This window comes from Neobacillus sp. YX16 (genome assembly GCF_030123505.1).
In the GTDB taxonomy this organism is placed as follows: Bacteria; Bacillota; Bacilli; order Bacillales; family Cytobacillaceae; genus Neobacillus.
In genome coordinates, this window is record NZ_CP126115.1 from 1504600 (window position 1) to 1527831 (window position 23232).

A 23232-nucleotide genomic window follows, 5' to 3' on the forward strand; every position below is an offset into this window, starting at 1 on the left:
TATGATATTTTAAATGTGTTTAAGCTTTTCCATAAAAAAGGGGTGGATTAGATGGCAGATTATTCAATTGTTAATATTATTGGCAGTCTCTTAATTCTTTCGTACTATATAGGTTATATTGTTGTTAAACATTAAACTGCAGACAAATGTCTGTAGTTTTTTTCTATTTATTGGGAATATATATGATAGTGAGGTGAGAGCATTTATGGAAAACGTTAGAATTGAAAGAGATACACTTGGTGAGGTTCAGGTTCCGGGTGATAAATTTTGGGGTGCACAAACACAGAGGAGCTTGAACAACTTCAATATTGGCATCGAAAAAATGCCGATCGAAGTGGTATATGCGTTAACCTTAATTAAAAAAGCTGGTGCTATTGTCAATCATCAACTAGGAGAATTAGCTGAAAGTAAAATGAAGGCAATTGTTATGGTTTGCGACTCAATCCTTTCTGGAAAATATAACAGCCATTTTCCACTTGCAGTCTGGCAAACAGGAAGCGGCACTCAAACCAATATGAATGTGAATGAGGTCATTGCAAATCGGGCCAATGATTTATTAATGAGCAAAGGAAATAAAGAACGGATTCATCCAAATGATGACGTCAATATGTCGCAGAGTTCAAATGATACATTTCCGACCGCTATGCATATCGCTGCGTACATAAAGTTAACGGAAAATTTACTTCCTGCTATGGATGAGCTAAAAGACACCTTTTTAGAAAAGGAAAAGGCATTTATGCATGTGGTGAAGATTGGCCGAACTCATTTGCAGGATGCTACTCCACTGACTTTTGGTCAAGAAATAAGCGGCTGGAGATTCATGCTCGAAAAGGCTGAAAAGATGGCTGCTGATTCAAGTCGTTATTTATTGAACCTTGCTATTGGCGGCACCGCAGTTGGTACGGGCATAAACGCTCATCCTAAATTTGGGGATAAAATGGCCGAACAGCTTTCAACATTGACGGGTTACTCCTTTCAGGCTTCTCCGAATAAATTTCACGCGTTAACGAGTCATGATGAAATCGTCTATGTGCACGGTGCCCTAAAGGCACTGGCAGCAGATTTAATGAAAATTGCTAATGATGTCAGATGGCTGGCAAGCGGACCTCGGAGCGGGATTGGCGAGTTAACGATACCGGCTAATGAGCCGGGAAGTTCCATTATGCCTGGAAAGGTAAATCCTACGCAAAGTGAAGCGTTAAGTATGGTTGCCTGCCAGGTTTTCGGAAATGATGCGACCATTGGCTTTGCGGCAAGCCAGGGGAATTTCGAGTTAAATGTTTATAAGCCGGTCATTATTTACAATCTCATTCAATCGATCTCTCTCTTAAGTGACAGCATTCGTTCCTTTAATGAAAAATGTGCGAGGGGTATTGAAGTAAATGAAGAGGTGGTTAAAAAACATGTGGAGCGATCATTAATGCTAGTTACTGCGTTAAATCCTTATATTGGTTATGAAAAAGCCGCTGAGATTGCCAAGCTAGCTTATAAGGAAAATAGCACGTTAAGGGATGCTGCTGTCAAAACAGGATATGTTACCTCGCAGCAATTCGATGAATGGGTTAAACCTGAGAAGATGATTTAGACCATTGAAAGCCCCCTCCGATGATGGAGGGGGCTTAAGCCATAATATTTATTTATTACTGTGTTTACTTAAAGATTAGCGTTGGAATCCGCCAAGTTGTTGCTCTGCCATTGCTACAAGACGCTTAGTGATTTCTCCACCGACAGAACCGTTTGCACGAGAAGTAGTATCGGCACCAAGATTTACTCCAAATTCTGTTGCAATTTCATACTTCATTTGTTGAAGTGCTTGCTCCACTCCAGGTACTAAAAGTTGATTAGAGTTGTTGTTACTAGCCATAGTTGAATAACACTCCTCTTAATAATTTTGGGGTCAGTATGGAATTGAACCATATGGTTAAAATAAACCATTGCCACCTTGGCCTAACCCATCTTAAAAGTTATTAGATGTTGGAGATGCTTCATACTTTCTTTTGTGTAGCTGGGTTGTTGCTTGCTTTGTAATATTATTATGATTAAAAATGGACAACTTATTCGATGAATTTTACTGGTAATTTATTCCGTTACATAGTGCCGTAATAGTAACGCAAACTAATCATATACAATAACTTAGAGGGTGAATGGGAATGGCGATATGCCCAATATGCAACGGTTTACGTGAAGTAACGCTATTATGCACACATTGCGGGGAACAAATGTTAGATAGCGGCAGGTTAATGGACTTCTATGATGATTACAGTCCATATATGGAAATTGATCTAATGAAGATGGAAGACGGTTATCCGGACACGAACTCAGGGGGAAAATGCCCGCACTTATATCAGTGTCTATCCTGTCAAAAGGATGAAGTAATTTTTATTAAAGAATAAATGAAAAAGGTCCCGCAATTACGGGACCTTTTTCATTTATTCTACTCGTTAGCCACGCGGATGCGGGACTCAGTTTCTACGTCAAAGAAATGACCCTTATTTAAATCAAATGCTAATTCTAATGAATCGCCTGGGTGAATGTCAGCTCTTGAATCAAGACGGGCAACGAAGTCCTGTCCATCAATACTAGAGTACACCATTAATTCCGCACCAGTTAACTCAGCAACATCCACAGTAGTAGTAACTTTTGTACCAGCAGATGCTTCGATAAATACTGGCTCATCATGGATATCTTCTGGACGAACACCAAGGATAATTTCTTTTCCTACATATCCTTGCTCACGAAGTACTTTCATTTTACCTTCAGGAACTGCGATAGAAGTTTTGCCAGCTACAAACTTGCCATCTTCAAGTTTACCATTGAAGAAGTTCATTGCAGGAGAACCGATAAAGCCGCCAACAAATACGTTTTCAGGCTTTTCATATACTTCTTTTGGTGTTCCCACTTGTTGAATAAGACCATCCTTCATAACTACAAGTCTTGAAGCCATTGTCATTGCTTCTGTTTGGTCATGTGTTACATAAATAGTAGTTGTGTTTAAACGACGGTGAAGCTTCGCGATTTCAGCACGCATGGCTACACGAAGTTTTGCATCAAGGTTTGAAAGAGGTTCGTCCATTAAGAATACCTTTGCATCACGGACAATCGCACGTCCTAATGCAACACGCTGACGTTGACCACCTGATAATGCTTTTGGCTTTCTCTTTAAGTAAGCTTCTAATCCTAGGATTTTTGCAGCTTCATTTACACGACGATCAATTTCATCCTTCGGAAACTTACGAAGTTTTAAACCGAAAGCCATATTATCATAAACCGTCATATGCGGATATAGTGCATAGTTTTGGAATACCATTGCGATATCACGATCTTTAGGAGCTACATCATTCACTCTTTTTCCGTCAATATAAAAGTCACCTTTTGAAATTTCTTCAAGACCAGCAACCATACGTAACGTTGTTGATTTACCGCAGCCGGAAGGACCGACAAATACGATAAACTCCTTATCTTGAATATGTAGATTAAAGTCTGTAACCGCTGTAACTTTATTATCGTAAATTTTATAAATATGATCTAATTTTAATTCAGCCATTGTGTAAACCCTCCCTGTTTTGATTAATCTCAGTTTACATGAAAAGGTTTACAAACAATATGGACACAATGCACAAAGTTCCTAAAATGAATTTTGTGCATTGTGTCTAGCTGCAGCGCCTAGGTGCTCGTGGTCATAAGCCAATCCGTCAAGAAGGTTAAAGAACAACCTTCTCGACGGCTCGTCTTATGCCTGTCGCCCCGAGGAAAAAATGAACTTCTTTTTTCCCTGTTCAAGGCGCTTCCGCTTTTCTATTTGTTTTGTTCAAAAAGCAGACAGGCTAAAAAGACGGTAAAAGCTCCATAAAAGTCTTTTAATTGTACTCCGGTCTTATCTATAAATTTATCAATTCGGTATTGAAGTGTATTGCGATGAATAAATAATTTTTTAGCTGTTAAGCTGGCATTTAAATTATTCTCTAAGAACACTTTTATGGTTGTATATAACTCAGGATCCTCTAAAAAAACCGAAGAAAGTTCCGAATTAACTTTATCTTTAATGTCATCAGGCAGATTAAATGCAACAAAAGCTGGAAATATCTTTTCAAAGGTAATAATATTTGTGCTTGTTAGATTTTTCTTAGCAAATTCAAAATACTCCTTTTCTTGATGAAAATGGTTTCGCAATTGACTTGAAGCAGAGTAGAGTTTGCCAATATAAAAGGAAACTTTTACATAAAAGTCACTTTCTAATGTATCAGCTATGGAAGTTAACTCACTTTCGGTGAGGGAAAATTGTCTTCTTTCTTCAATAACTATCCCATAATGGTCATCTTCCCAAATAATTTGTACTTCATCAGAAAAAAAACCTTTAATGGCGGACTCAATTTCTGTAGGGTCTACCCCATGACCTTTTATTTGGAACTGGATGAAACGAAAATTACTTTCACTACTTAGAGCAGGAATTGATCCATTTAATAGCAAAAAATCATGCCATTTTCTAGAAAGTGAGCTCGGCGGCACGGAAAACATTTTCACTTGTTCATATAGAACTTTTAGAAGGTTTAGCTCATTTTCTGTTAAATTTGACTTCGGGATTGAAAGCCAGTTCTTTTCAGTTTTGTCATAAAATATGTAATATTGGTCAGATGTGTAGGTTGGCTGCACAGAAGACAGTATTGAATTTTCGTATAAGGACATGATTTTTTTTAACAAGATCAACTTCTCCAATATGATAATTTTAAGAATAATACACTAATTATAGCATTATTTTGGCAATCATAAAAAAAGGCTAACTCGTGATCATTTCTACGAGCTAGCCTTTTTAAATTATTCGGTTGATTGTAAAGGCGGTTCTTCTTCGGTAAGATTACGGGCTTCTTCAATATTGGTAGTATCATGGCGAGAATGGACGGAACCTCCCGACAATCCTTCGTTAATTATTCTGTCAATATCTAGGTAAGCTTTGTCTTTTCCTTCATACTGCAAGTCTTTTTTTCCTTCTTCCACAGCAATCATTTCCTTTCCTAGTTTTTTCTTTAGTTTACGGAAAGGGTAGTATTTCATTCACTCATTCATTATTCATAAACATGGAAGAGCATTAACTCGTGGATTTGGCTGGTTAGTGCGTCAATGTCATCTCGTTCGGGAGTATTGGCTGTCCATTCAATTTTTCCCGTTTGATGATAAATACCTGAATATCTTTGTTTTTTATAGTAAAAGGAAAAATTCCATCCAGGAATATTCTTATTCTCAAATAAAGGCTTATATTGAAAATGTGTCAACATTATTAACATCTCCCTCTAAATACTAGTAGTTACCTCTAGCTTAAGGGAATTAATGAATACATTCCAGTAAATTTTTCAGTTAGTTGTTATGAACAGTAAGCTGCAGGAACAACTGACAGAGATATTCAATTTTCTTAACTTCTATTTCTTTCTCATCAAAACTCATTGGTTTTGAGTTGACTTCGTAAATATAATAGTGTCCAGTTTCACTAATGCCGACATCTATGGAAAACTCCCCAAAAAAGCCAAACTTCTGTGAGAGTGCCATCCCGATTTGTTCAACAACATTTTCAATAAAAAAGTCTTGCTCCTTCGTTTGGAATAGATCATAGGGTAAAAGCTTTCCACCTGAAGGAATATGAGTGGTTATATCCTGCTTTTGGGATTGTCTTATTCCTACTCCTGTAACAATATAGTTGTCATTTACAGCATGAGCGAGAATGCGTAAATCGAACCGTTTACCATCATACGTTTTAGTCTTTATTTCCTCTTGTGCCAAGTAGTTTTTTTCCCTAAGTATGTTTTCCCAATCGCTCCAAAAATGATCAAAAGTAATGTATTCATTGCTCTTACTTATTCCATTTAAAATGAGCTTTTTCTCTGTATCTAGTTCTAATCTAAAAATCCCATTTCCCCTTGCAGATTGTGCAGGTTTTAAATAAATAGATTGAAATTGAGCTAGGAAGGACCTTAGTTTTTGTTTTTCAATGGCCGGGATGGTAGAAGGCAGATAAGAATGAAGAATGGGGTGGTCATTAAAGAGCTGATATAGTTCATATTTATCAATAAAGCCTGGATTAAAAAAAGGTATTTTTTTATCCTTTAAGTCAGAAAAAAACGTACTATTTTTTATTTCTTCTTCTGACTTTCGAAAGGGTATGCGGTTATATACAAGGTCCGGGTAGGGGGAATTAATCTTTTCCCATTCATTCTTCTCTGGGATAAATGTGAACCCATCTATTGAATCATCATGAACCCCGTCAAGTGTAAAGATAAAGCTTATTCCATTAAGTGAAATAAGCTTCTTTTGCAGTTCAATAAATAGGGAGCCATTCCCACCAATTGTTCCATCCTTTTTCTTTGCAGTCAAAATTCCAATGACAGGCTTCAGTTTTTTACTCCATGGAATCATTGCTACCATTTGATATCATCCTCAGGATGCAAAATGGTTTGTTCCGTTAAAAAAACTGCAAAAGCCAGTGATAGCTTGCACGTGAGTTTATCGAATTCCTTTAGTTCTGGGTGGCTGAAAATGGATCTGCCTGGTTTGGAATTTGCTTCAAATAACCAAACATCACCATGTTTATCAATACCTAAATCAAATCCAACTTCGCCAATAATGCCTTCCATGTTGTTAGAGAGGCTGTTACTTAACAAAAGGGCAGCATGAACAAGCTTTTCTGTATAAAGTTGACATTCTTCCTGTTTAAAAAGTTCTGACAGTGTTTTGATTTCTCCTCCGCTCCGGGCATGGGTAGTTACGCTGCCTAGGCCAGCTAATTTTGCAGCCAATGCTGTAACATGCCATACACCAGCATCGTCTTTATTACTGTGTATGCGAAAATCAATGGGGCGCTGCTCTTGTCTGAGGAGGTGAATTCCTTGCTGAACAAGCATTTTATCTAAACTACAATTCGTGAAAACAGTTTGAAACAAGCCTTCTAAGGAAGAAAACTTTCGCAGGCGGTTCGAACCTTCATGATCTTGATAGCGGCAATAATATTCATCCTGGATTTTATCATAGAGGATTTGATGGACACCTAAACCAAGACTTCCATTTATTGGTTTTAGATAGATATGACCATATTTAGAAAGCATGTCTTCAATCACTGAAAAGGAAGTAAATGGATGGGTTTCTGGAAGATAGGCAGCCACTGATTTGTCCTGCTGTAATCTTTCATATATATCTAACTTACTAAAAAAACCTGGGTTATACCAAGGAATCAGATAGTCCTTTTGCAAGGTTTCCTTTACCTTTACTAATTTGGGATTTCTTTCACTTTTCCGGTTTGGAATCCGATCATATATAACATGAGGAAAGGGCACCTCCATACTTTGCCAATCGTTTTCATGATAAAAATAACCACTAATTGTCCCCATTTCCCAGTTAATATGCCGTTCTCCAAAAACAAATGGTATCGCTCCAACATTGGCTTTCACCGATAACAGTTTGGAGAAAAAGTTAGTTCTATTTCCAATCGGCCGGTGAGGGAATGGGGTGAAGCCTGCTGTAAATATTCCAACGAGTGGTCCAATATTGAGAACTTGCTGTTCGATAAATACATGCAATTTTATTGCAAAATCAGGAAAAAGTAAGAGTTTTTGAATCTCTTTGCTTATCACAATTCCATTATTTTCTTTTGGGTGAGGTCTGAAGTCAGCATCAATTGCTTTACACCCAAAGGCAATTTTATTTATTACATTATCTTTTAAGAGCTCTTGAGGACAGTAAACAACTAAATGGCTGTTTTCAGCAATCTCAATGGTATAACGTTTTCTCATAGTAGCTCTTCCTTTCTTTATGATCTGACTGTGATAGGTGTTTCCCATAAAGAAGAGGGGATAGGAATAAGGTTTCTTTTAAATCTGGCTGTGTTTGTAAGACTACCTTTCTTCCAGGCTTTGAATTTACATCGAGAATCCAAAGGGCGCCATCCTTTGCCATTCCAATATCAATACCAATTTCAAATAACGGAAGAATTTCACTTTCGAGTACATGTGGAAGGTTTTGAGTTATAAAATTTAATTCTGATAAAATATAATCTTTGCTGGCTAAAGGGAGGGTAGAAGACCAGTCACGAAAGTCAACAGCTGAGCCTCCAGCACTTAAATTTGAAATAATCCCTCCAGTATTTCCTTGGCGAATAGCCTTTCCGCGTTCAACCCAGAACCCTTGTTCATCTTTTTGAAGTAAAATTCTAATATCAAATGGCTGTGAAGCAGCATTAGATAATTCAAGATAGGGCTGAAGAAGGTATGGCCGGAAGTTTATTAAGGGTTGGAGCCATTGAAATAACTTTTTCTCATTAGGAAAAATCCTCGAGATAATTTTCTTGTTTTTTTCGGTTTTGACATGGATGGTTTTATCGTTTTTCTTTAAATAATAGATACCATAACCTTGAGAACCATTTATTGGTTTAATAATGATTTTTCTCTGTTTTTGTAAGGCGTTTCCTACTTGCGAGCAATCTTTAATAGGCTGTGAGTGAGGCAAATAAGGAAATAATCGAGAATTGCGTAAGGTATCATATAATTCTAATTTATTAGGAAGCCCAAATCCTAAAAAAGTAATATCCTCTTTGCTTTTTAACCAGGACACAATAGGGATACATTGCTTTGAATGTTCGTCATCACCGTAAAAACAACGGTCATAGATGATAGAAGGGATGGGAAATTCATCTTCTACCCAACATTGTTTTACTGTATCAAATCTTCTCCCTAAAACCAGTGTGGTACGAGGATTAATAGCAGAAGGAAGAAAATGGTAACATTCCATGCCGCAGGAATGACCGCGGGCAGCAATTTCGTTTATATAGGCTGCTTCACTTTCTAAATTTAAGGTCATAATTCCAAAGGTAGTACTCATCTATAAATCCTCCATTTCTGAGGTTGTATCCAAAGCTAGCATGGTGCAAAACTGAATAATTGCTTTGGCAGATGGTCTTATTTTCATTTGACCATCTTCAAAGTTTTTCGATGGCTTTGAATTGACTTCAATTAGCCAGGGGTTGCCTTCTTGGTCAATACCAATATCGATTCCAAGTTCTCCAGTAATTCCAGACGACTTCCTTTCAATAATTATTGCTGTTTCAATGGCTAATTCTTTCATTTCTGTGATTAACACCTTTGCATCATTTATACTCATGCTATCTTTTAATGCATTTATGGGAGTCAATATTTCTCCGCCTCTGGCAAGATTGGAAACAAACTCATCCTCTGCTGATATTCGGGCAACCAGCGAGGTAGCCTTCCAGGTGTTTTGTTGATTCTTATGACACAATACTCTAAAGTCCATCCCTCTATTTTGATAGGTAAGAAGGGGGATTCCCTGCTGAATAATGTAGATTCTGTTGTTCAATAATGGTTTAATATGCTGATATATCTCTTCAAAGGATAATAGGATTTGCTTATTTGCTGGGTGCAATTTAACTGAGGAGTCCAATATCAAATGGGTATTCTCTTTTTTTAGTTTGAATATGTTTCTCCCTTGACTTCCATGTACAGGTTTAATAAAAACAGTCTCATACTTATTTGCAAATGCAGCTAAGTGTTCCTTAGTGAACAGATTAGTCTCAGGTATATAGGAATGAAGATGATTTTCATGGATTATGTGCTCATGAACCTCCCATTTTGAAAGAAAGCGATCATTAAAAATAGGAATGCTTAACTCCGTAAGCCTTTGACGAAATAAATGATATTCCTTTCCAAATTCAATTTTTCGAGAATGAATACGATTATAAATGACATCAGGAAGAGGGAGTACTGCAGACTTCCATTTCCCATCATCGAAATAATAACCCTGAACCGAAAATTCTGGATATGAAAATACATATAAGAAACCGCCATTCTCCGTTAAACCATGATGAAGTTCTTCACAAAAGCTATGGATTGAACGGAAATAGGGTTCTTCATTTCCATTATTCTTAAAGTCCGTTACCAGTCCAATGACTGGACCCAAATACAGTGAATGGATTTCTTCTTTATAAATGGATTGAAATTTGTAAAGTTGAATCGGTAAACAAAAAAGTTGAAATAGATTTTCAGGGAAATGAATCTCGTTAGGAGACATCTCAACCGTTCTTATTTTTACTTTCACCATTTTCTTTCCTATAGAAATCTTGATTTCATTTGTTTCAAGCTGTAACTGTATAAAAAGTTTTGAGGACATCTGAACAAAATGCTCTGTCCTGTTAACTGATTTCATAGGAACAATTGTGATTAAGGGCATAGTCACTCCTCATTTAACGGCGAATATGTTTTTAAATAGGCATTCTTTGATATAGTATCGTATGTTACCGCCCAATAGATGGTGATACATAATTGCAGCCTAGTTGAACATCCTCGCATTTACAAACATAGTTTGTTATAGTTATTAGGATTATTTTCTTAAGAGGAGTGGAATCAATGTCCGTTAATTTATACGATGCAGCTTATGCTTTAGAAAAAGCGATTCGTCAAAGTGATGAATACAAACACTTACAGCAAATGTATAATGAAGTAAATGCTGATCCAACAGCAAAAAATATGTTTGATAACTTCCGCCAAATTCAAATGAATTTACAACAAAAACAAATGATGGGGCAGGAAATATCAGAACAAGAGGTCCAGCACGCTCAATCAACGGTAGCTCTTGTCCAGCAAAATGAAAAAATATCTCGACTTATGCAGGCTGAACAGCGGATGAGCATGATTATTGGTGAGTTAAACCAAGTTATTATGAAGCCGCTTGAGGAACTTTACGGAAATTTATAATAGGGTGAAAAAGCTTCCGATTATTTCGGAAGTTTTTTCTTTTCTAATCAGCCCTTGTTCTATCTTTGGGTGAAAAATCATAAAAGTGTTATAAGGGTAACTTCACCAAGAACAGGGGGCAGCATAATGATTTATCGTTTGCTTGCATTAAATATTGATGGAACTCTCTTACAGAGCAATGGAAAAATCCATAAGTCAACAAAGGAAGCCATTGAGTATGTTCAGCAAAAGGGAATTTATGTAACGCTAATGACATCTAGGAGTTTTCCCTCAGCCAAGAAGGTGGCAAGGGCATTAAAAATAAAGAACCCGCTAATCACTCATCAAGGTGCCTATATTGCAAACATTCAAGATAAACAAAATCTTGTCCAAAGAATACACGAAAATATCACCTATGATACAGTCCGTTTCCTAGAGGGGATGCCTTGTCAAATTAGGCTGGTACATGAACAATATTCGTTAGCAAATAGGTTGAAGTTAAACAATAATTTGTTAGCTAAAACTGTGTTTACATCAGGAGATCCAGTATTTTATTCACAGCAATTTGTTTCATCTCTTAGTGAATACTTACATGATCAACCGGTTACTCCACCGAAAATAGAGGTTTATTTTGAAGAGGAAAGTGATCTTCAGGATGCAAAAAAGGCAATCGAAAAGATGTTTACAGAAATTGAGACGATACAACTTGACACCTTGCGATTAGATATTGTCCCTGCGGGTGTTTCAAAGTTAAGTGGTCTTGCCTTCCTTGGGAGTCATCTTGGGATTCAGTTAAAAGAAATGGTTGTCATTGGAGAAGGATTAGATGATATTCCAGCCATTGAGGCTGCTGGATTAGGCGTGGCTATGTGGAACGCCGAATTTGAGGTGAAAAGAGCAGCTAACTGGGTAACCAGATCAAAAAATGAGCACGGAGTTGCATATATGGTTAAAGAACACTTTAGAAAGCAGCAGCCAATTGAGTTTTTAAGGAAAATGAATATTATTAAAAATTAATTTAGCAGACATCATCGGAACGCACGGTGATGTCTTTTTACAGTTGTGAATGATTTCCATTATATTGACCTTATATTATTGATTATGTAAACTTAAAGGAGTTTTTCAATAATGTCTAGCTGCAGCGCCTAGGGGCTCTGGGTCATAAGCCAATCCGTCAAGAAGGTTAAAGAACAACCTTCTCGCCGGCTCGTCTTATGCCTGTCGCCCCTGGACAAGGCGCTTCCGCTTTTCTATAAAAAAGGTGATTTTTATGCGAATTAGTATTATTGGTTTAGAAGATGAACGATTTAATCGGATGCTGCAGCTAATCGGAAATTTATTTTTTGAAGAAACAGAGATTTTGAAAGTTAAAGATGAAGCTGCTGATTTAATAATAATTTTTACTTTAGCTGAAAACGACTCTATTAAGGTATCTGCTGATATGATAGATCAAGCAGGAAATTCTATTACGGAAAGCTACGAAAAAGAATTCCTTCAGTCACATTCAGAAAAGGAAAAATTTAAGCAGATAAAAAATGCAGTTGCTCATGTTTATTTAGTCCTTTTACAGAATTGGACAGGAATTACCCAAAAGTGGGGAATCTTAACCGGAATCAGACCCACAAAGCTATTACACCGTAAAGTTCAAGAGGGAATTCCTCTAGAAATTGCTCACCAGCAATTAAAAGATGATTACCTTATTTCAGACGAAAAGATAAATCTCATGCAGCAAATCGTCGACAGACAACTAGCCATTGTTCCGGATCTCTATTCACTTCAAAAGGAAGTTAGCATTTATATTGGTATTCCTTTTTGTCCGACAAAATGTGCCTACTGCACATTCCCGGCATATGCAATAAATGGTCGACAAGGATCAGTTGATTCGTTCTTAGGCGGGCTGCATTATGAAATAAAGAAAATTGGGGAATGGCTGAAGGAAAAGGGTGTAAGGATTACCACCGTTTACTATGGAGGTGGAACCCCAACTAGTATTACAGCTGAAGAAATGGATATGCTTTACGAGGAAATGTATGATTCATTCCCAGAGGTTGAAAAGATACGTGAGATCACAGTCGAAGCCGGTCGTCCCGATACGATTACTCCTGAAAAGTTAGAGGTATTAAAGAAATGGAAAATCGACCGGATTAGTATTAATCCTCAATCCTATACACAGGAAACTTTAAAAGCAATTGGGCGCCATCACACGGTTACTGAAACAATCGATAAATATCATTTAGCAAGAGAAATGGGCATGAATAATATAAACATGGACCTCATTATTGGTCTTCCAGGGGAAGGGATACCTGAATTTACACATTCCCTTGCTGAAACGGAAAAGTTAATGCCGGAATCCTTAACTGTTCATACATTATCCTTTAAGCGTGCCTCAGAAATGACGAAAAACAAGGATAAATACAAAGTGGCAGGTCGGGAAGAAGTAGAACAAATGATGAATCTAGCAACTGAGTGGACAGACAGTCACGGCTATGTTCCCTATTATCTCTACCGTCAAAAAAACATTCTGGGTAATCTTGAAAATGTCGGTTATGCATTTCCAAATCAAGAAAGCATTTATAATATCATGATTATGGAAGAGCAGCAGACCATAATTGGGCTTGGATGCGGAGCAGCGAGTAAATTTATTGACCTGCAGACAGGAAAGATCACCCAGTTCGCTAATCCGAAGGATCCAAAAACATATAATGAAAGCTTTGAAGCTTACACAGAAGAAAAAATAAAAATATTAGATGAAATATTCTCTGAAAAAGGATCTCTTGCTTAATAGGCAGGAGATTTTTTTATGGAAATCTTGTTCTTAATAGAGGAAAAGTCATAATTATGGAGAATATTTTATAGGAAAACAGTCATAGAATACTATGAATTGAAAACGCTTTCGGTTATGGAGGGGATTTAGTAATGATGCAAACGCCATTAACAATGACACAGATGATTGAAAGAGCAGAAAAGTATTTTCCAAAGAAGCAGGTAGTTTCGAGAACAGCAAGTGGTATACATCGTTTTACGTACAAACAAATCGGTGAAAGAACTAGAAGACTAGGAGATAGTCTTAAAAAACTTGGAGTAGAAAAAGGCGATAGAGTAGGAACGCTTGCATGGAACCATCATCGCCATCTAGAGGCCTATTTTGCGATACCGTGTATCGGAGCCGTTCTTCATACGATTAACATTCGTCTTTCTCCACATCATATTTCCTACATTATTAATCATGCAGAAGATAGTGTCCTCTTAGTAGACCCAGACATCATTCCATTACTTGAAAAATGTGCATCAGAGCTAAAAAGCGTGAAGGCTTATGTGATTATGACAGACGACAAGGAACTTCCTGAAACCACCCTTTCTCCAATTTACCATTATGAAGATCTGTTAGCAGAAGCTAATCCCAATTTTAACTATCCTGAAGATATCGAAGAAAATGATCCAGCAGGTATGTGTTATACTTCTGCAACCACAGGAAATCCAAAAGGAGTCGTATACTCGCATAGAGGGATATTTCTTCATAGTATGGCATTAGGGCTTGCCGATAGTGCGGCTATCAGTGAAAAAGACATTGCATTGCCAGTAGTGCCAATGTTCCATGCCAATGCTTGGGGAATGCCATTTGCTGCTGTATGGTTTGGGACATCCTTAGTCCTGCCAGGACCATATTTTACTCCGAAACTACTTGCAGAACTAATTGAAAGTGAAAAAGTTACCATCACGGCAGGTGTTCCAACCATTTGGCTAGGGTTGTTAAAAGAACTTGATGAGGGCTCTTACGACCTTAGTAGTTTAAGAGGAGTACTTTGCGGCGGTTCAGCAGCTCCAAAAGGAATGATTAAGGCATTTGAACAACGCCACAAAGTGCCTTTCTTACATGCATATGGAATGACTGAAACAAGTCCGTTGGTGGTTATTTCCACCCTAAAAAGCTATCAAGAGAATTTAGATTATGAGGAAAGACTAGAAATAAGAGCGAAACAAGGAGTTCTTGTTCCGGGCTTAAGCATAAAAGTTGTTGGCAAGGATGGAGAAGTAGCTTGGGATGGTCAGGAAATGGGAGAATTATGCATCAAGGGGCCCTGGATTGCCTCTGAGTATTATAAGGATGAGAGAACACTAGATGCCTTCCGTGACGGCTGGCTGCACACTGGAGATGTGGTTACGATCGATGAGGAAGGGTTTGTGAAAATTGTCGATCGGACAAAGGATTTAATAAAGAGCGGCGGTGAATGGATTTCTTCCGTTGATTTGGAAAATGCTTTAATGGCCCATGAATCGGTGTTTGAAGCGGCAGTTGTTGCTGTCCCGCACGAACAATGGCAGGAAAGACCTGTTGCTTGTGTGGTTTTAAAAGATGCATTTAAAGATAAGGTGATGAAAGAAGAGTTAATTGAATTTTTAACACCACAGTTTGCTAAGTGGTGGTTACCGGATGAAATCTTGTTCTTAGAGGAAATTCCGAAGACCTCTGTAGGGAAGTTTCTAAAGATGACTCTAAGAGAGCAGGTACAAAAGGAAGTACTTAGGAAGTAAGTTTGTAAAAGGACAAAGAGGCTGCTCTTTGCCCTTTTTGCCGTAACAAATAGTTTTAGTAAATAGAGGTAGTGAAAATTCCATATATTATGAAAATTTATTTTTTATCGTACCAATTCAAGCTATAATAGAAATGAATAAAGTAAATGGGAGGGGTTTGGGGTGAGTATTAATTTTGTAACAGATAAGGTAAAGGTGAGGGTTAACGGCCGGGTCGCAACGGTGGAAATGAATAGACCGGAGGCATTAAATGCACTTGATGTGGAAATGATAAGGGGACTTGCGAGCAAACTTAAAGAAATCTCGGACTCAGATGATATTGATGTTGTCGTTTTGACAGGGAGTGGCAGAGCCTTCTCCGCAGGCGGAGATATTAAAACGATGCTGTCTGAATTGAACGAAAGCGAATTCTTTCCAGTGATGGACTGTATTAGCGAATTGATCATTACTTTATACAGTATTCCTAAATTAACCATTAGCGCTGTAAATGGTGCTGCAGCAGGGCTTGGGTTCAGTCTAGCATTGGCTACTGACCATATCATAGCTGACAATAGAAGCAAACTGGCAATGAATTTTATTGGAATCGGGTTAATACCAGATGGCGGTTCCCACTTCTTTTTAGAAAAGAGATTAGGCGAAATAAAAGCTAAGCAAGTTATCTGGGATGGAAAAATGATGAATGCACAGGAAGCCTTAGATTTAGGGCTGATCCAGGAAGTTGCCGAGGGAAATCTAGAAGAAACGTTAGAAGCAAGATTAACTGATTGGCTGAGTCGTCCAGTTCAGGCAATGATTAAAACGAAAAAAATATTAGCAGATAGTAACCGGCCGCAATTACTTAAGATACTAGAACTAGAAAAACAAGGGCAATTAAATATGCGTAGAACTTTTGATCACCAAGAAGGAATTAGGGCGTTTATAGAAAAGAGAGCACCTAAGTTTATTGGAAAATAACAAGAAAAAAAGAAGCATTCTTTGCTTCTTTTTTCTGTCTATAAACTACGAATGGAACAGCAAAAGCTTTCCACTTGGTGATGTGCAGCGATGTGTTTTATCTAGTAAATTCTTTTCTGCCAATAGTTTTTCAGCTAATTCTTTTGCCGCTTCATCATGATCAGCTTGAAACGCTTCATCTACTATTTTTTCCCCATTTGCTTCAAAGGCAGTTAACTTGTAAGTTTTCATTTTACATCCTCCTAATTTTCAATAATATTATAATATTCGCATAATTATTGATATATTGTAAAGGTGAAACTTTTCATATGGAAATACGTAGTAATTCTGAGGGGGATTCGTATGGTTTTAAAACTTGAACATGTCACAAAGCGATTTGGTGATTTTACCGCGGTGAAGGATTTATCCATTGTAATACCTGAAAAAGAAATGTTTGGCTTTTTAGGAGCAAATGGTGCAGGGAAGACGACAACATTTCGAATGATCTTAGGGCTGCTGGATTCTAGTGATGGCAGGATTACCTGGGACGGGCAGCCTATCAATTATTCAACCAGCCATTTAGTTGGCTATCTGCCTGAAGAAAGAGGTTTATACCCTAAATTAAAGGTCAGCGAACAAATTGTCTACCTTGCGCGATTAAGAGGCATGGCTAAAAGTAAAGCACTTTCTGAATTGAAATATTGGCTGGAGAGATTTAAAGTTCCAGAATATGAAAATAAGAAGGTAGAAGAACTTTCAAAAGGGAACCAACAGAAAATTCAATTCATTGCAGCGGTCATACATAAACCAAAATTATTAATTCTCGACGAGCCATTCAGCGGTTTGGATCCTGTAAACGTTGAAATGCTAAAAGAGGCTGTCCTTTCTTTAAAGGAACAGGGAACGACCATTGTTTTTTCAAGCCACCAAATGCACCATGTAGAGGAGATGTGTGAGCATCTTTGTATTATGCATAAAGGAACTCAGGTTGTACATGGTTCTTTAAAAGAAATAAAACGAGCTTTTGGTAAAAAGAACCTTGTTATTCATGCTGATTTTCCTTTGGATTCTCTGAAGGATTATCCAGGAGTGTTTAAGACTAAATCGACAACAGAGGGAATCCATCTGCAAATCGAGGGAGAATACATTGCAGAAAAAATACTTAAAGATATCGTAAACAAAGGATTCATCAGAAAATTTGACCTTGAAGAGCCTTCTTTAAATGATATTTTTATCGAGAAAGTAGGTGATTCCTATGAATAAATTTTGGATTATTTTAATTCATACGTATGTAAATAAATTAAAAACAAAGTCATTTTTAATTACAACATTGTTGACCGTAGTCATCACACTAGCATTAACCAACATGAATAGTATTATCAAGGTTTTTGATAAAGACGGAGGCAAAGAAAAGGTTGCTGTTTTAGATGAAACAGGTCAGCTATATGCACCGCTTAAAGAACAAATGCGTGCTTTAAATAAAAAACTTCAACTGACAGAGTTCGACGGCACAGAAAAAGAGGCTGAAAAGGCAGTGGAAGAAGGGGAATATGCAGGTTTTGTCCAGCTGCGTTATAATGCAGAGGAATTGCCTGAAGCTACATATAAAGCAATGAGTGTAGCGGATTCATCATTATTTACTGATCTTCAGGCAGGACTTCAGCAAATGAAAACTATGTTTGCGGCTTCGAAAATTAATCTAACACCGGAGCAGCTCCAACAGCTTTATGAACCAGTTTCTTTTGAGAAAATTGCTCTTGAAGAAAATGCAAAAACGGAAGAGGAATTGAATCAAGCTAGGGGACTTGTTTATGTCCTGCTGTTTGTCATTTATTTTGCTGTTATCATGTATGCCAGTATGATTGCCATGGAAGTTGCCACAGAGAAGTCTTCAAGGGTGATGGAAATCTTGATTTCCAGTGTATCACCAATCCAGCAGATGTTTGCAAAAATATTGGGTATTGGTCTGTTAAGCTTAACTCAGCTTGCAGTACTTTTATCAGTAGGTTATTTTTCGATTAAACGGAATATGTCTTCATTAGAAGGTGGTTTTTTTGACGAATTTGGATTTGGTAATATTTCGTTATCAACCATTGCGTATGCGGTAATCTTCTTTATACTAGGGTATTTCCTTTATGCAACCCTTGCCGCCTTTCTAGGATCATTGGTGAGCAGGATTGAAGATGTGCAGCAAATGATTACTCCAATGACATTACTCGTTGTCGCAGGATTTATGATTGCGATGTTTGGTCTCGGTAAACCGGATTCGCCTTTTATTGTCATTACATCCTATATACCTTTCTTCACCCCAATGATTATGTTCTTACGAGTAGGTATGCTGAATATTCCAGTTTGGGAAACAGCATTAGGGATTACGATCCTGCTTTCGACTATAATTTTCTTAGCCGTATTTGGTGCCCGTGTATACCGCGGTGGAGTATTAATGTACGGAAAGTCAAATTCATTCAAGGATATAAAAAAGGCTTTGCAATTAACAAAAAAAGAATAAAATGTGCGGGCTTTGTCAAGAAAAGGCAAAGCCCTTTTAATATTTGAGAATAGTCTAGCTACAGCGCCTAGGGGCTCGGGGTCATAAGCCAATCCGTCAAGAAGGTGAAAGAACAACCTTCTCGCCGGCTCGTCTTATGCCTGTCGCCCCTAGGAAAAATTGAACTGCATTTTTCCCTGGACAAGGCGCGTCCGCTTTTCAGTTAGAACGTGCATTCGCATTTTCGAGATGTTACAATAAAGAAAAACTCACTGAAAGGAGCTTGATTATGAAACAGATATCATTTATACACGCTGCTGACCTGCATTTGGACAGCCCAATGGTTGGCTTAAAGCATTTACCTGCTAACATCCTTTCAAGAGTGAGAGAAAGTACCTTCACAGCTTTAGGGAAGCTCACAGCAGCAGCTATCGATAACAACGTCGATTTTGTTATTTTAGCAGGGGATTTATATGATGGTGAAGACAGAAGCTTACGTGCACAATCACGTTTCCGGAATGAAATGAAAAAGCTCTCACAAAAAGGTATTCCTGTTTATGTTATTCATGGAAACCATGATCATCTAAATGGCTCATGGGTACACCTAGATATGCCCTCGAACGTACATTTTTTTAGCAGTGATGTTGAAATGAAAATATTCCATACAAAACGTGGAGAAAAAGTCCATTTATACGGCTTTAGTTATTTACAGCGTCATATTCTTGATAAAAGAATAGATGACTATCAAAAACAAGAGCATGCGGATTTTCATATCGGAATACTCCATGGAAATGAAGGCGGCGGTACTGACCACGATAATTACGCCCCATTTACTATCAAGGACCTTCATGAGAAAGAATTTGATTATTGGGCTTTAGGACATATCCATAAACGGACGATATTATCTGAAACCCCGCCAATCATTTATCCAGGAAACCTCCAAGGACGTAATAAGAAGGAAGTCGGGGTAAAAGGATGTTATTGTATTACGTTGAATGAACTAGAGGCAAAAAAGGAATTTGTTGCAACTTCAGATGTGGTTTGGGAAGAAGTTACTGTCCATGCTGCTTCGGCACAAAGCTTTCAAGAAATCTTTCAATTATGTCAAATTACGATTGAACGTTATCGTAAAGCCGGTATTGGAACTCTGCTTACCATGAACTTGAAAAATGTTCAATTGGATGATTTCCAAGAGAAAAGAGTTCTAGATACTGACCTTCTAGAATTACTAGTAGATTATGAAAATGATGAAGAATCATTTGTTTGGATTGTTAATTTATCCCTTGAGGATAACCAGCAGCTAGATAGAAAAAATTTAATGAAAGAAGCAGATTTTTTTTCTGAGTTGTTTGCAACTATTGATGACTTTCAAAATCCTGAAGCTGCATTATCCCCATTATACGAACATCAAATGGGCAGAAAATACTTAAAAAGTTTAACAGAAGGTGAACAGAAAGAATTATTAAAAAAAGCAGAGAAACTATTGATCGGATTATTGTATCAATAGAGAAGGGAGATGATTAGCCTGAAAATCCAGGAGATACATATATACGGCTTTGGTCAATTAAATAATACGGTCATTAAAGACCTATCTGATTTTCAAGTGTTTTATGGTGAAAATGAAGCAGGAAAATCCACGATTATGGCATTTATTCATGGAATACTATTTGGGTTCCCAACGAAGCAATCTTCAGAACTTCGCTATGTGCCAAAAAACGGATCAAATTATGGCGGGAAGCTAAGAATTTTATTTGATGAGCTTGGAATTGCCACGATTGAGAGGGTTAGAGGAAAAGCTTCTGGGGATGTTACGGTAACGCTTGCGGACGGAACGACAGGCGATGAGACTCTTCTTAAGCAATTACTTGGAAATATGGATAAAGGGTTATTCCAGGCCATTTTTTCATTCAATATACATGGGCTGCAAAATATCCACCAAATGAAAGGGGAGGAATTAGGCAAGTTTCTATTTTCAACTGGTACCCTTGGAACAGAACGGCTGCAGAAGTCAGAGGCAGAACTCGAAAAGGAATTAGAAGCCCGATTTAAACCAAGTGGAAAAAAGCCTGTGGTTAATGAAAAACTAAAAGCCCTTCACGAACTTAGTGGCGAACTAAAAAAGGCCGCAGCTAAAAATCAAGAATACGAAGCTCTAGTTTCAGATAAAGAAAGTATACAAAAGGAAGTAGAGAGGATAAATAATTCTCTGCAGGAAGTAAAAGGCGAGGTTGAAAAATTAAATGAGTGGCAGAGGATCCATTCACTTGTCAAAGAGGAAAGATGGATCACCTCTGAAATCAAGTTATTAGGGGAAAGTTCATTCCCTGTTAGAGGTGTTGAACGGCTAGAAAAAGTAAATCAGCTAATCTACCCTTATAATGCTCAGATTTCAAGTTTAATGGAAAGAATCACGCAATTAAAAAAAGAAGTTGCCTCTATACAACCAGAAAAGCAATTGCTTGCTGATGAGTCTCAGCTTCTTGCTTCGCTAGACCAAATTCCCATCTATGAGCAGTTGACGCTAGAAAAACAACAGTGCGAATTGAAAGTAGCAGATTTAGAAGAGAAAATCTCCAACATAAATGAAAAACTACACTTACCTCTAAGGGAAGAAGATGTCCTAACGATAAACACCAATATTTATATAAAAAATCAGGTGGAGCAGACAGCAGGTAAGAAGCAAAAGCTTTTAGAAATAAAGCAGGACCTTGAAGAGAAATTTCGTGAAGAAAAAAGTGCTCTTGAGGAGCTGGAAGGAAAAGTTCACATTGCCAAAACACAAATGATTCCAGCTTATGAAAGAGCAAAGCTTGAAAAGGTAGTACATGTGGAAGGTGAAAAAAGCAAATTAGAATACGAACTAAAGGCAGTCCAAGATAAAATAGAGTATTATCAACATACTCATGAGCAGGACAAAAAAACATTTGCAAAGATAAACAAGCAAAAACAAATTCAATTTCTAACAATTGGTGCGATACTACTAGTTCTATCACTTTATGGTTTGTTTACAAAGCAATGGACACTGTTAGTTGGTGGTGTATTAGGAAGCTTACTAATTGGTGTTTTTCTTAGTAAAAACCTTGCCCATAAAAATGAATCAAAGATCCATCAGGCTCTAAGTCAGTTGTTAGAAAATGAAAAAAAGTTAATACAAAAATTAGAGGAATATAAAAATAGTAATATCTCAGCCATTCAAGAAAAATTGGATCAAGATAATCTTCGGAAAGAGCAGTATCAGCTGTTAAAAATAAAGCTTGAACAGCAGCAAACACAGTATGAGAAAGTAATTAGGAAATTTGAGGAATGGGAAACCGAAGCAGCAGAAAATAAGGAAATAATAATGAAATTGAGTAGTGAACTTCATATACCTGAATATATTGCCCAAACATTTTTCCTAGAAGCATTTCAGCTAATTGAACAATATAAACAAGTAGGAAGAGAAAAGAAGCATTTGCTTGCAAGATTGGAAAATATTAATCAGGAACAGGCAAACATTACGAAAAGACTCACATTTTACTCAAGACAATATCTAGCAGAGGAAGGTAGTGATTTTTCCAAAATTGCCTTTTTATTGCGGAATAAATTAAAGGAGGAGCATGGAAAATTAATAAAAATTCAAGAAAAGCAAGGAAAGCTTGATGACCTTGAGGCAGACCTTAATCAGATGAAGCAGGAGCAGAACCATCTAATTTCGGAAAAGAAAAAGCTCCTTGACGAAGCCGATGTAGAGGAAGAAGAGGCATACTATGAGATGGGTAAAAAAGTAGAAAAAAAGAGTAAGCTGATCGATAGGCTTGCAGATATAGGTAAACAGGTCCAATATTCCTTTCTAAAGGAAGAAGAGATAGAAAGACTCTTACAAATTCATAATGTAGAAGGACTATTAATCGATTATCATGAGGAGAAAGAAACGTTATCCACTAGATTGATTGAACTGCAAGAAAAGCAAGCAGCTGTTAACTACCAGATTCAACTTCTTGAAGAAGGCGGGTCCTACTCTGAAATCCTTCATCATTATAAACAGCAAAAGTTTGAGTTAGAAGAAGCAGCAAAGGAATGGTCAGTTTTTTCTTTAGCTCAAAACATCCTATCAAAAACGGTTGAAAAGTATAAAACCGTCCATTTGCCTAGAATGCTGGCTAAAGCAGAGGAGTACTTATTTTTTCTTACTGAGGAACAATATGAGCGTATCCACCTGCAGCAGTCCGGATCTGGCTTTCTGATTGAAAGAAGTGATCATACCTTATTTGAGGCAAATGAGTTAAGTCAAGCTACTGCAGAGCAGGTATATGTTTCTATTAGACTTGCGCTCGCCACTACACTATATGAAAAGTATCACTTTCCAATCATCATCGATGATAGCTTTGTGAATTTTGACTCAAGCCGTACAAAAAAGGTGATGGAGCTATTAACAAAATTTGAACATAATCAAATACTATTCTTTACTTGTCATACACATTTACTTCAATACTTTCAACCTGAAAAAGTTCTGTATCTTCATAAGGGAGCAGTCGAAGTAATTTAATGGAGAATGTTATACTTGTACTAATGGGAAGG

The 23232-nt window shown here is 37.3% G+C and carries 21 protein-coding genes; 11 read left to right on the forward strand and 10 right to left on the reverse strand.

What is annotated here, in order from left to right:
• Positions 1–205 precede the first annotated feature (205 nt).
• Positions 206–1585 carry a class II fumarate hydratase gene (gene fumC / locus QNH48_RS07350; RefSeq protein ID WP_283954378.1) on the forward strand — a complete coding sequence of 460 codons (1380 nt, stop codon included), beginning with the start codon at positions 206–208 and terminating at the stop codon, positions 1583–1585.
• Between the two features lie 75 nt (positions 1586–1660).
• On the opposite strand, the gene QNH48_RS07355 is transcribed toward fumC, so the two are convergent.
• Positions 1661–1864 carry an alpha/beta-type small acid-soluble spore protein gene (locus tag QNH48_RS07355; RefSeq protein WP_095248511.1) on the reverse strand — a complete coding sequence of 68 codons (204 nt, stop codon included), beginning with the start codon at positions 1862–1864 and terminating at the stop codon, positions 1661–1663.
• A 286-nt stretch (positions 1865–2150) separates the two neighbouring features.
• Here QNH48_RS07355 and QNH48_RS07360 point away from each other — a divergent pair, with 286 nt between their 5' ends.
• A complete protein-coding gene (locus tag QNH48_RS07360) occupies positions 2151–2393 on the forward strand; it encodes a hypothetical protein (RefSeq protein WP_283954379.1) in 243 nt (80 codons plus the stop codon).
• Between the two features lie 41 nt (positions 2394–2434).
• Here the strand turns inward: QNH48_RS07360 and QNH48_RS07365 are convergent, their stop codons facing one another.
• The 8 genes from QNH48_RS07365 to QNH48_RS07400 form a co-directional block, all read right to left on the reverse strand.
• A complete protein-coding gene (locus tag QNH48_RS07365; protein WP_283954380.1) occupies positions 2435–3544 on the reverse strand; it encodes an ABC transporter ATP-binding protein in 1110 nt (369 codons plus the stop codon).
• Positions 3545–3795: 251 nt separating this feature from the next.
• Positions 3796–4683 carry a PucR family transcriptional regulator gene (locus QNH48_RS07370; RefSeq protein ID WP_283954381.1) on the reverse strand — a complete coding sequence of 296 codons (888 nt, stop codon included), beginning with the start codon at positions 4681–4683 and terminating at the stop codon, positions 3796–3798.
• Positions 4684–4812: 129 nt separating this feature from the next.
• Entirely contained in the window at positions 4813–5001 is a 189-nt protein-coding gene (locus QNH48_RS07375) for a hypothetical protein (RefSeq protein ID WP_283955708.1), read from the reverse strand.
• 59 nt (positions 5002–5060) lie between these two features.
• On the reverse strand, positions 5061–5270 hold the full coding sequence (locus QNH48_RS07380; RefSeq protein WP_283954382.1) for a YheE family protein: 210 nt from the start codon (positions 5268–5270) through the stop codon (positions 5061–5063).
• Between the two features lie 79 nt (positions 5271–5349).
• The gene (locus QNH48_RS07385; protein ID WP_283954383.1) at positions 5350–6411 is read right to left on the reverse strand and encodes a YheC/YheD family endospore coat-associated protein; all 1062 of its coding nucleotides are present in this window, start codon (positions 6409–6411) and stop codon (positions 5350–5352) included.
• Complete coding sequence (locus QNH48_RS07390) at positions 6405–7772, reverse strand: YheC/YheD family endospore coat-associated protein (RefSeq protein ID WP_283954384.1); 1368 nt, start codon at positions 7770–7772, stop codon at positions 6405–6407. Before QNH48_RS07390 ends, QNH48_RS07385 begins: the two co-directional genes overlap by 7 nt.
• Positions 7750–8856 (reverse strand): YheC/YheD family endospore coat-associated protein, encoded by a 1107-nt coding sequence (locus QNH48_RS07395; protein WP_283954385.1) that lies wholly within the window; start codon positions 8854–8856, stop codon positions 7750–7752. Before QNH48_RS07395 ends, QNH48_RS07390 begins: the two co-directional genes overlap by 23 nt.
• Entirely contained in the window at positions 8857–10218 is a 1362-nt protein-coding gene (locus QNH48_RS07400) for a YheC/YheD family endospore coat-associated protein (protein ID WP_283954386.1), read from the reverse strand.
• Positions 10219–10394: 176 nt separating this feature from the next.
• On the opposite strand from QNH48_RS07400, the gene QNH48_RS07405 reads away from it, so the two are divergent.
• The 5 genes from QNH48_RS07405 (at position 10395) to QNH48_RS07425 (ending at position 16208) form a co-directional block, all read left to right on the forward strand.
• Entirely contained in the window at positions 10395–10742 is a 348-nt protein-coding gene (locus tag QNH48_RS07405) for a YlbF/YmcA family competence regulator (RefSeq protein ID WP_095248519.1), read from the forward strand.
• A 126-nt stretch (positions 10743–10868) separates the two neighbouring features.
• Positions 10869–11738, forward strand: a complete 870-nt coding sequence (locus QNH48_RS07410; RefSeq protein ID WP_283954387.1) for a Cof-type HAD-IIB family hydrolase — start codon at positions 10869–10871, stop codon at positions 11736–11738.
• Between the two features lie 253 nt (positions 11739–11991).
• Complete coding sequence (locus QNH48_RS07415) at positions 11992–13503, forward strand: coproporphyrinogen III oxidase (RefSeq protein WP_283954388.1); 1512 nt, start codon at positions 11992–11994, stop codon at positions 13501–13503.
• Between the two features lie 134 nt (positions 13504–13637).
• Positions 13638–15254: a long-chain fatty acid--CoA ligase gene (locus tag QNH48_RS07420; protein ID WP_283954389.1), complete on the forward strand. Its 1617-nt coding sequence runs from the start codon at positions 13638–13640 to the stop codon at positions 15252–15254.
• Between the two features lie 162 nt (positions 15255–15416).
• Entirely contained in the window at positions 15417–16208 is a 792-nt protein-coding gene (locus QNH48_RS07425) for an enoyl-CoA hydratase (protein ID WP_283954390.1), read from the forward strand.
• Between the two features lie 45 nt (positions 16209–16253).
• Here the strand turns inward: QNH48_RS07425 and QNH48_RS07430 are convergent, their stop codons facing one another.
• Positions 16254–16439 (reverse strand): YhzD family protein, encoded by a 186-nt coding sequence (locus QNH48_RS07430; protein WP_179158246.1) that lies wholly within the window; start codon positions 16437–16439, stop codon positions 16254–16256.
• Positions 16440–16550: 111 nt separating this feature from the next.
• Between QNH48_RS07430 and QNH48_RS07435 the strand changes: the two genes are divergently transcribed.
• The 4 genes from QNH48_RS07435 (at position 16551) to QNH48_RS07450 (ending at position 23200) form a co-directional block, all read left to right on the forward strand.
• Positions 16551–17450 carry an ABC transporter ATP-binding protein gene (locus tag QNH48_RS07435; RefSeq protein ID WP_283954391.1) on the forward strand — a complete coding sequence of 300 codons (900 nt, stop codon included), beginning with the start codon at positions 16551–16553 and terminating at the stop codon, positions 17448–17450.
• Positions 17443–18696: an ABC transporter permease gene (locus QNH48_RS07440; protein WP_283954392.1), complete on the forward strand. Its 1254-nt coding sequence runs from the start codon at positions 17443–17445 to the stop codon at positions 18694–18696. Before QNH48_RS07435 ends, QNH48_RS07440 begins: the two co-directional genes overlap by 8 nt.
• 268 nt (positions 18697–18964) lie before the next feature.
• Positions 18965–20182, forward strand: a complete 1218-nt coding sequence (locus QNH48_RS07445; protein ID WP_283954393.1) for a metallophosphoesterase family protein — start codon at positions 18965–18967, stop codon at positions 20180–20182.
• 9 nt (positions 20183–20191) lie between these two features.
• Positions 20192–23200 carry an AAA family ATPase gene (locus QNH48_RS07450; protein ID WP_283954394.1) on the forward strand — a complete coding sequence of 1003 codons (3009 nt, stop codon included), beginning with the start codon at positions 20192–20194 and terminating at the stop codon, positions 23198–23200.
• Positions 23201–23232 lie beyond the last annotated feature (32 nt).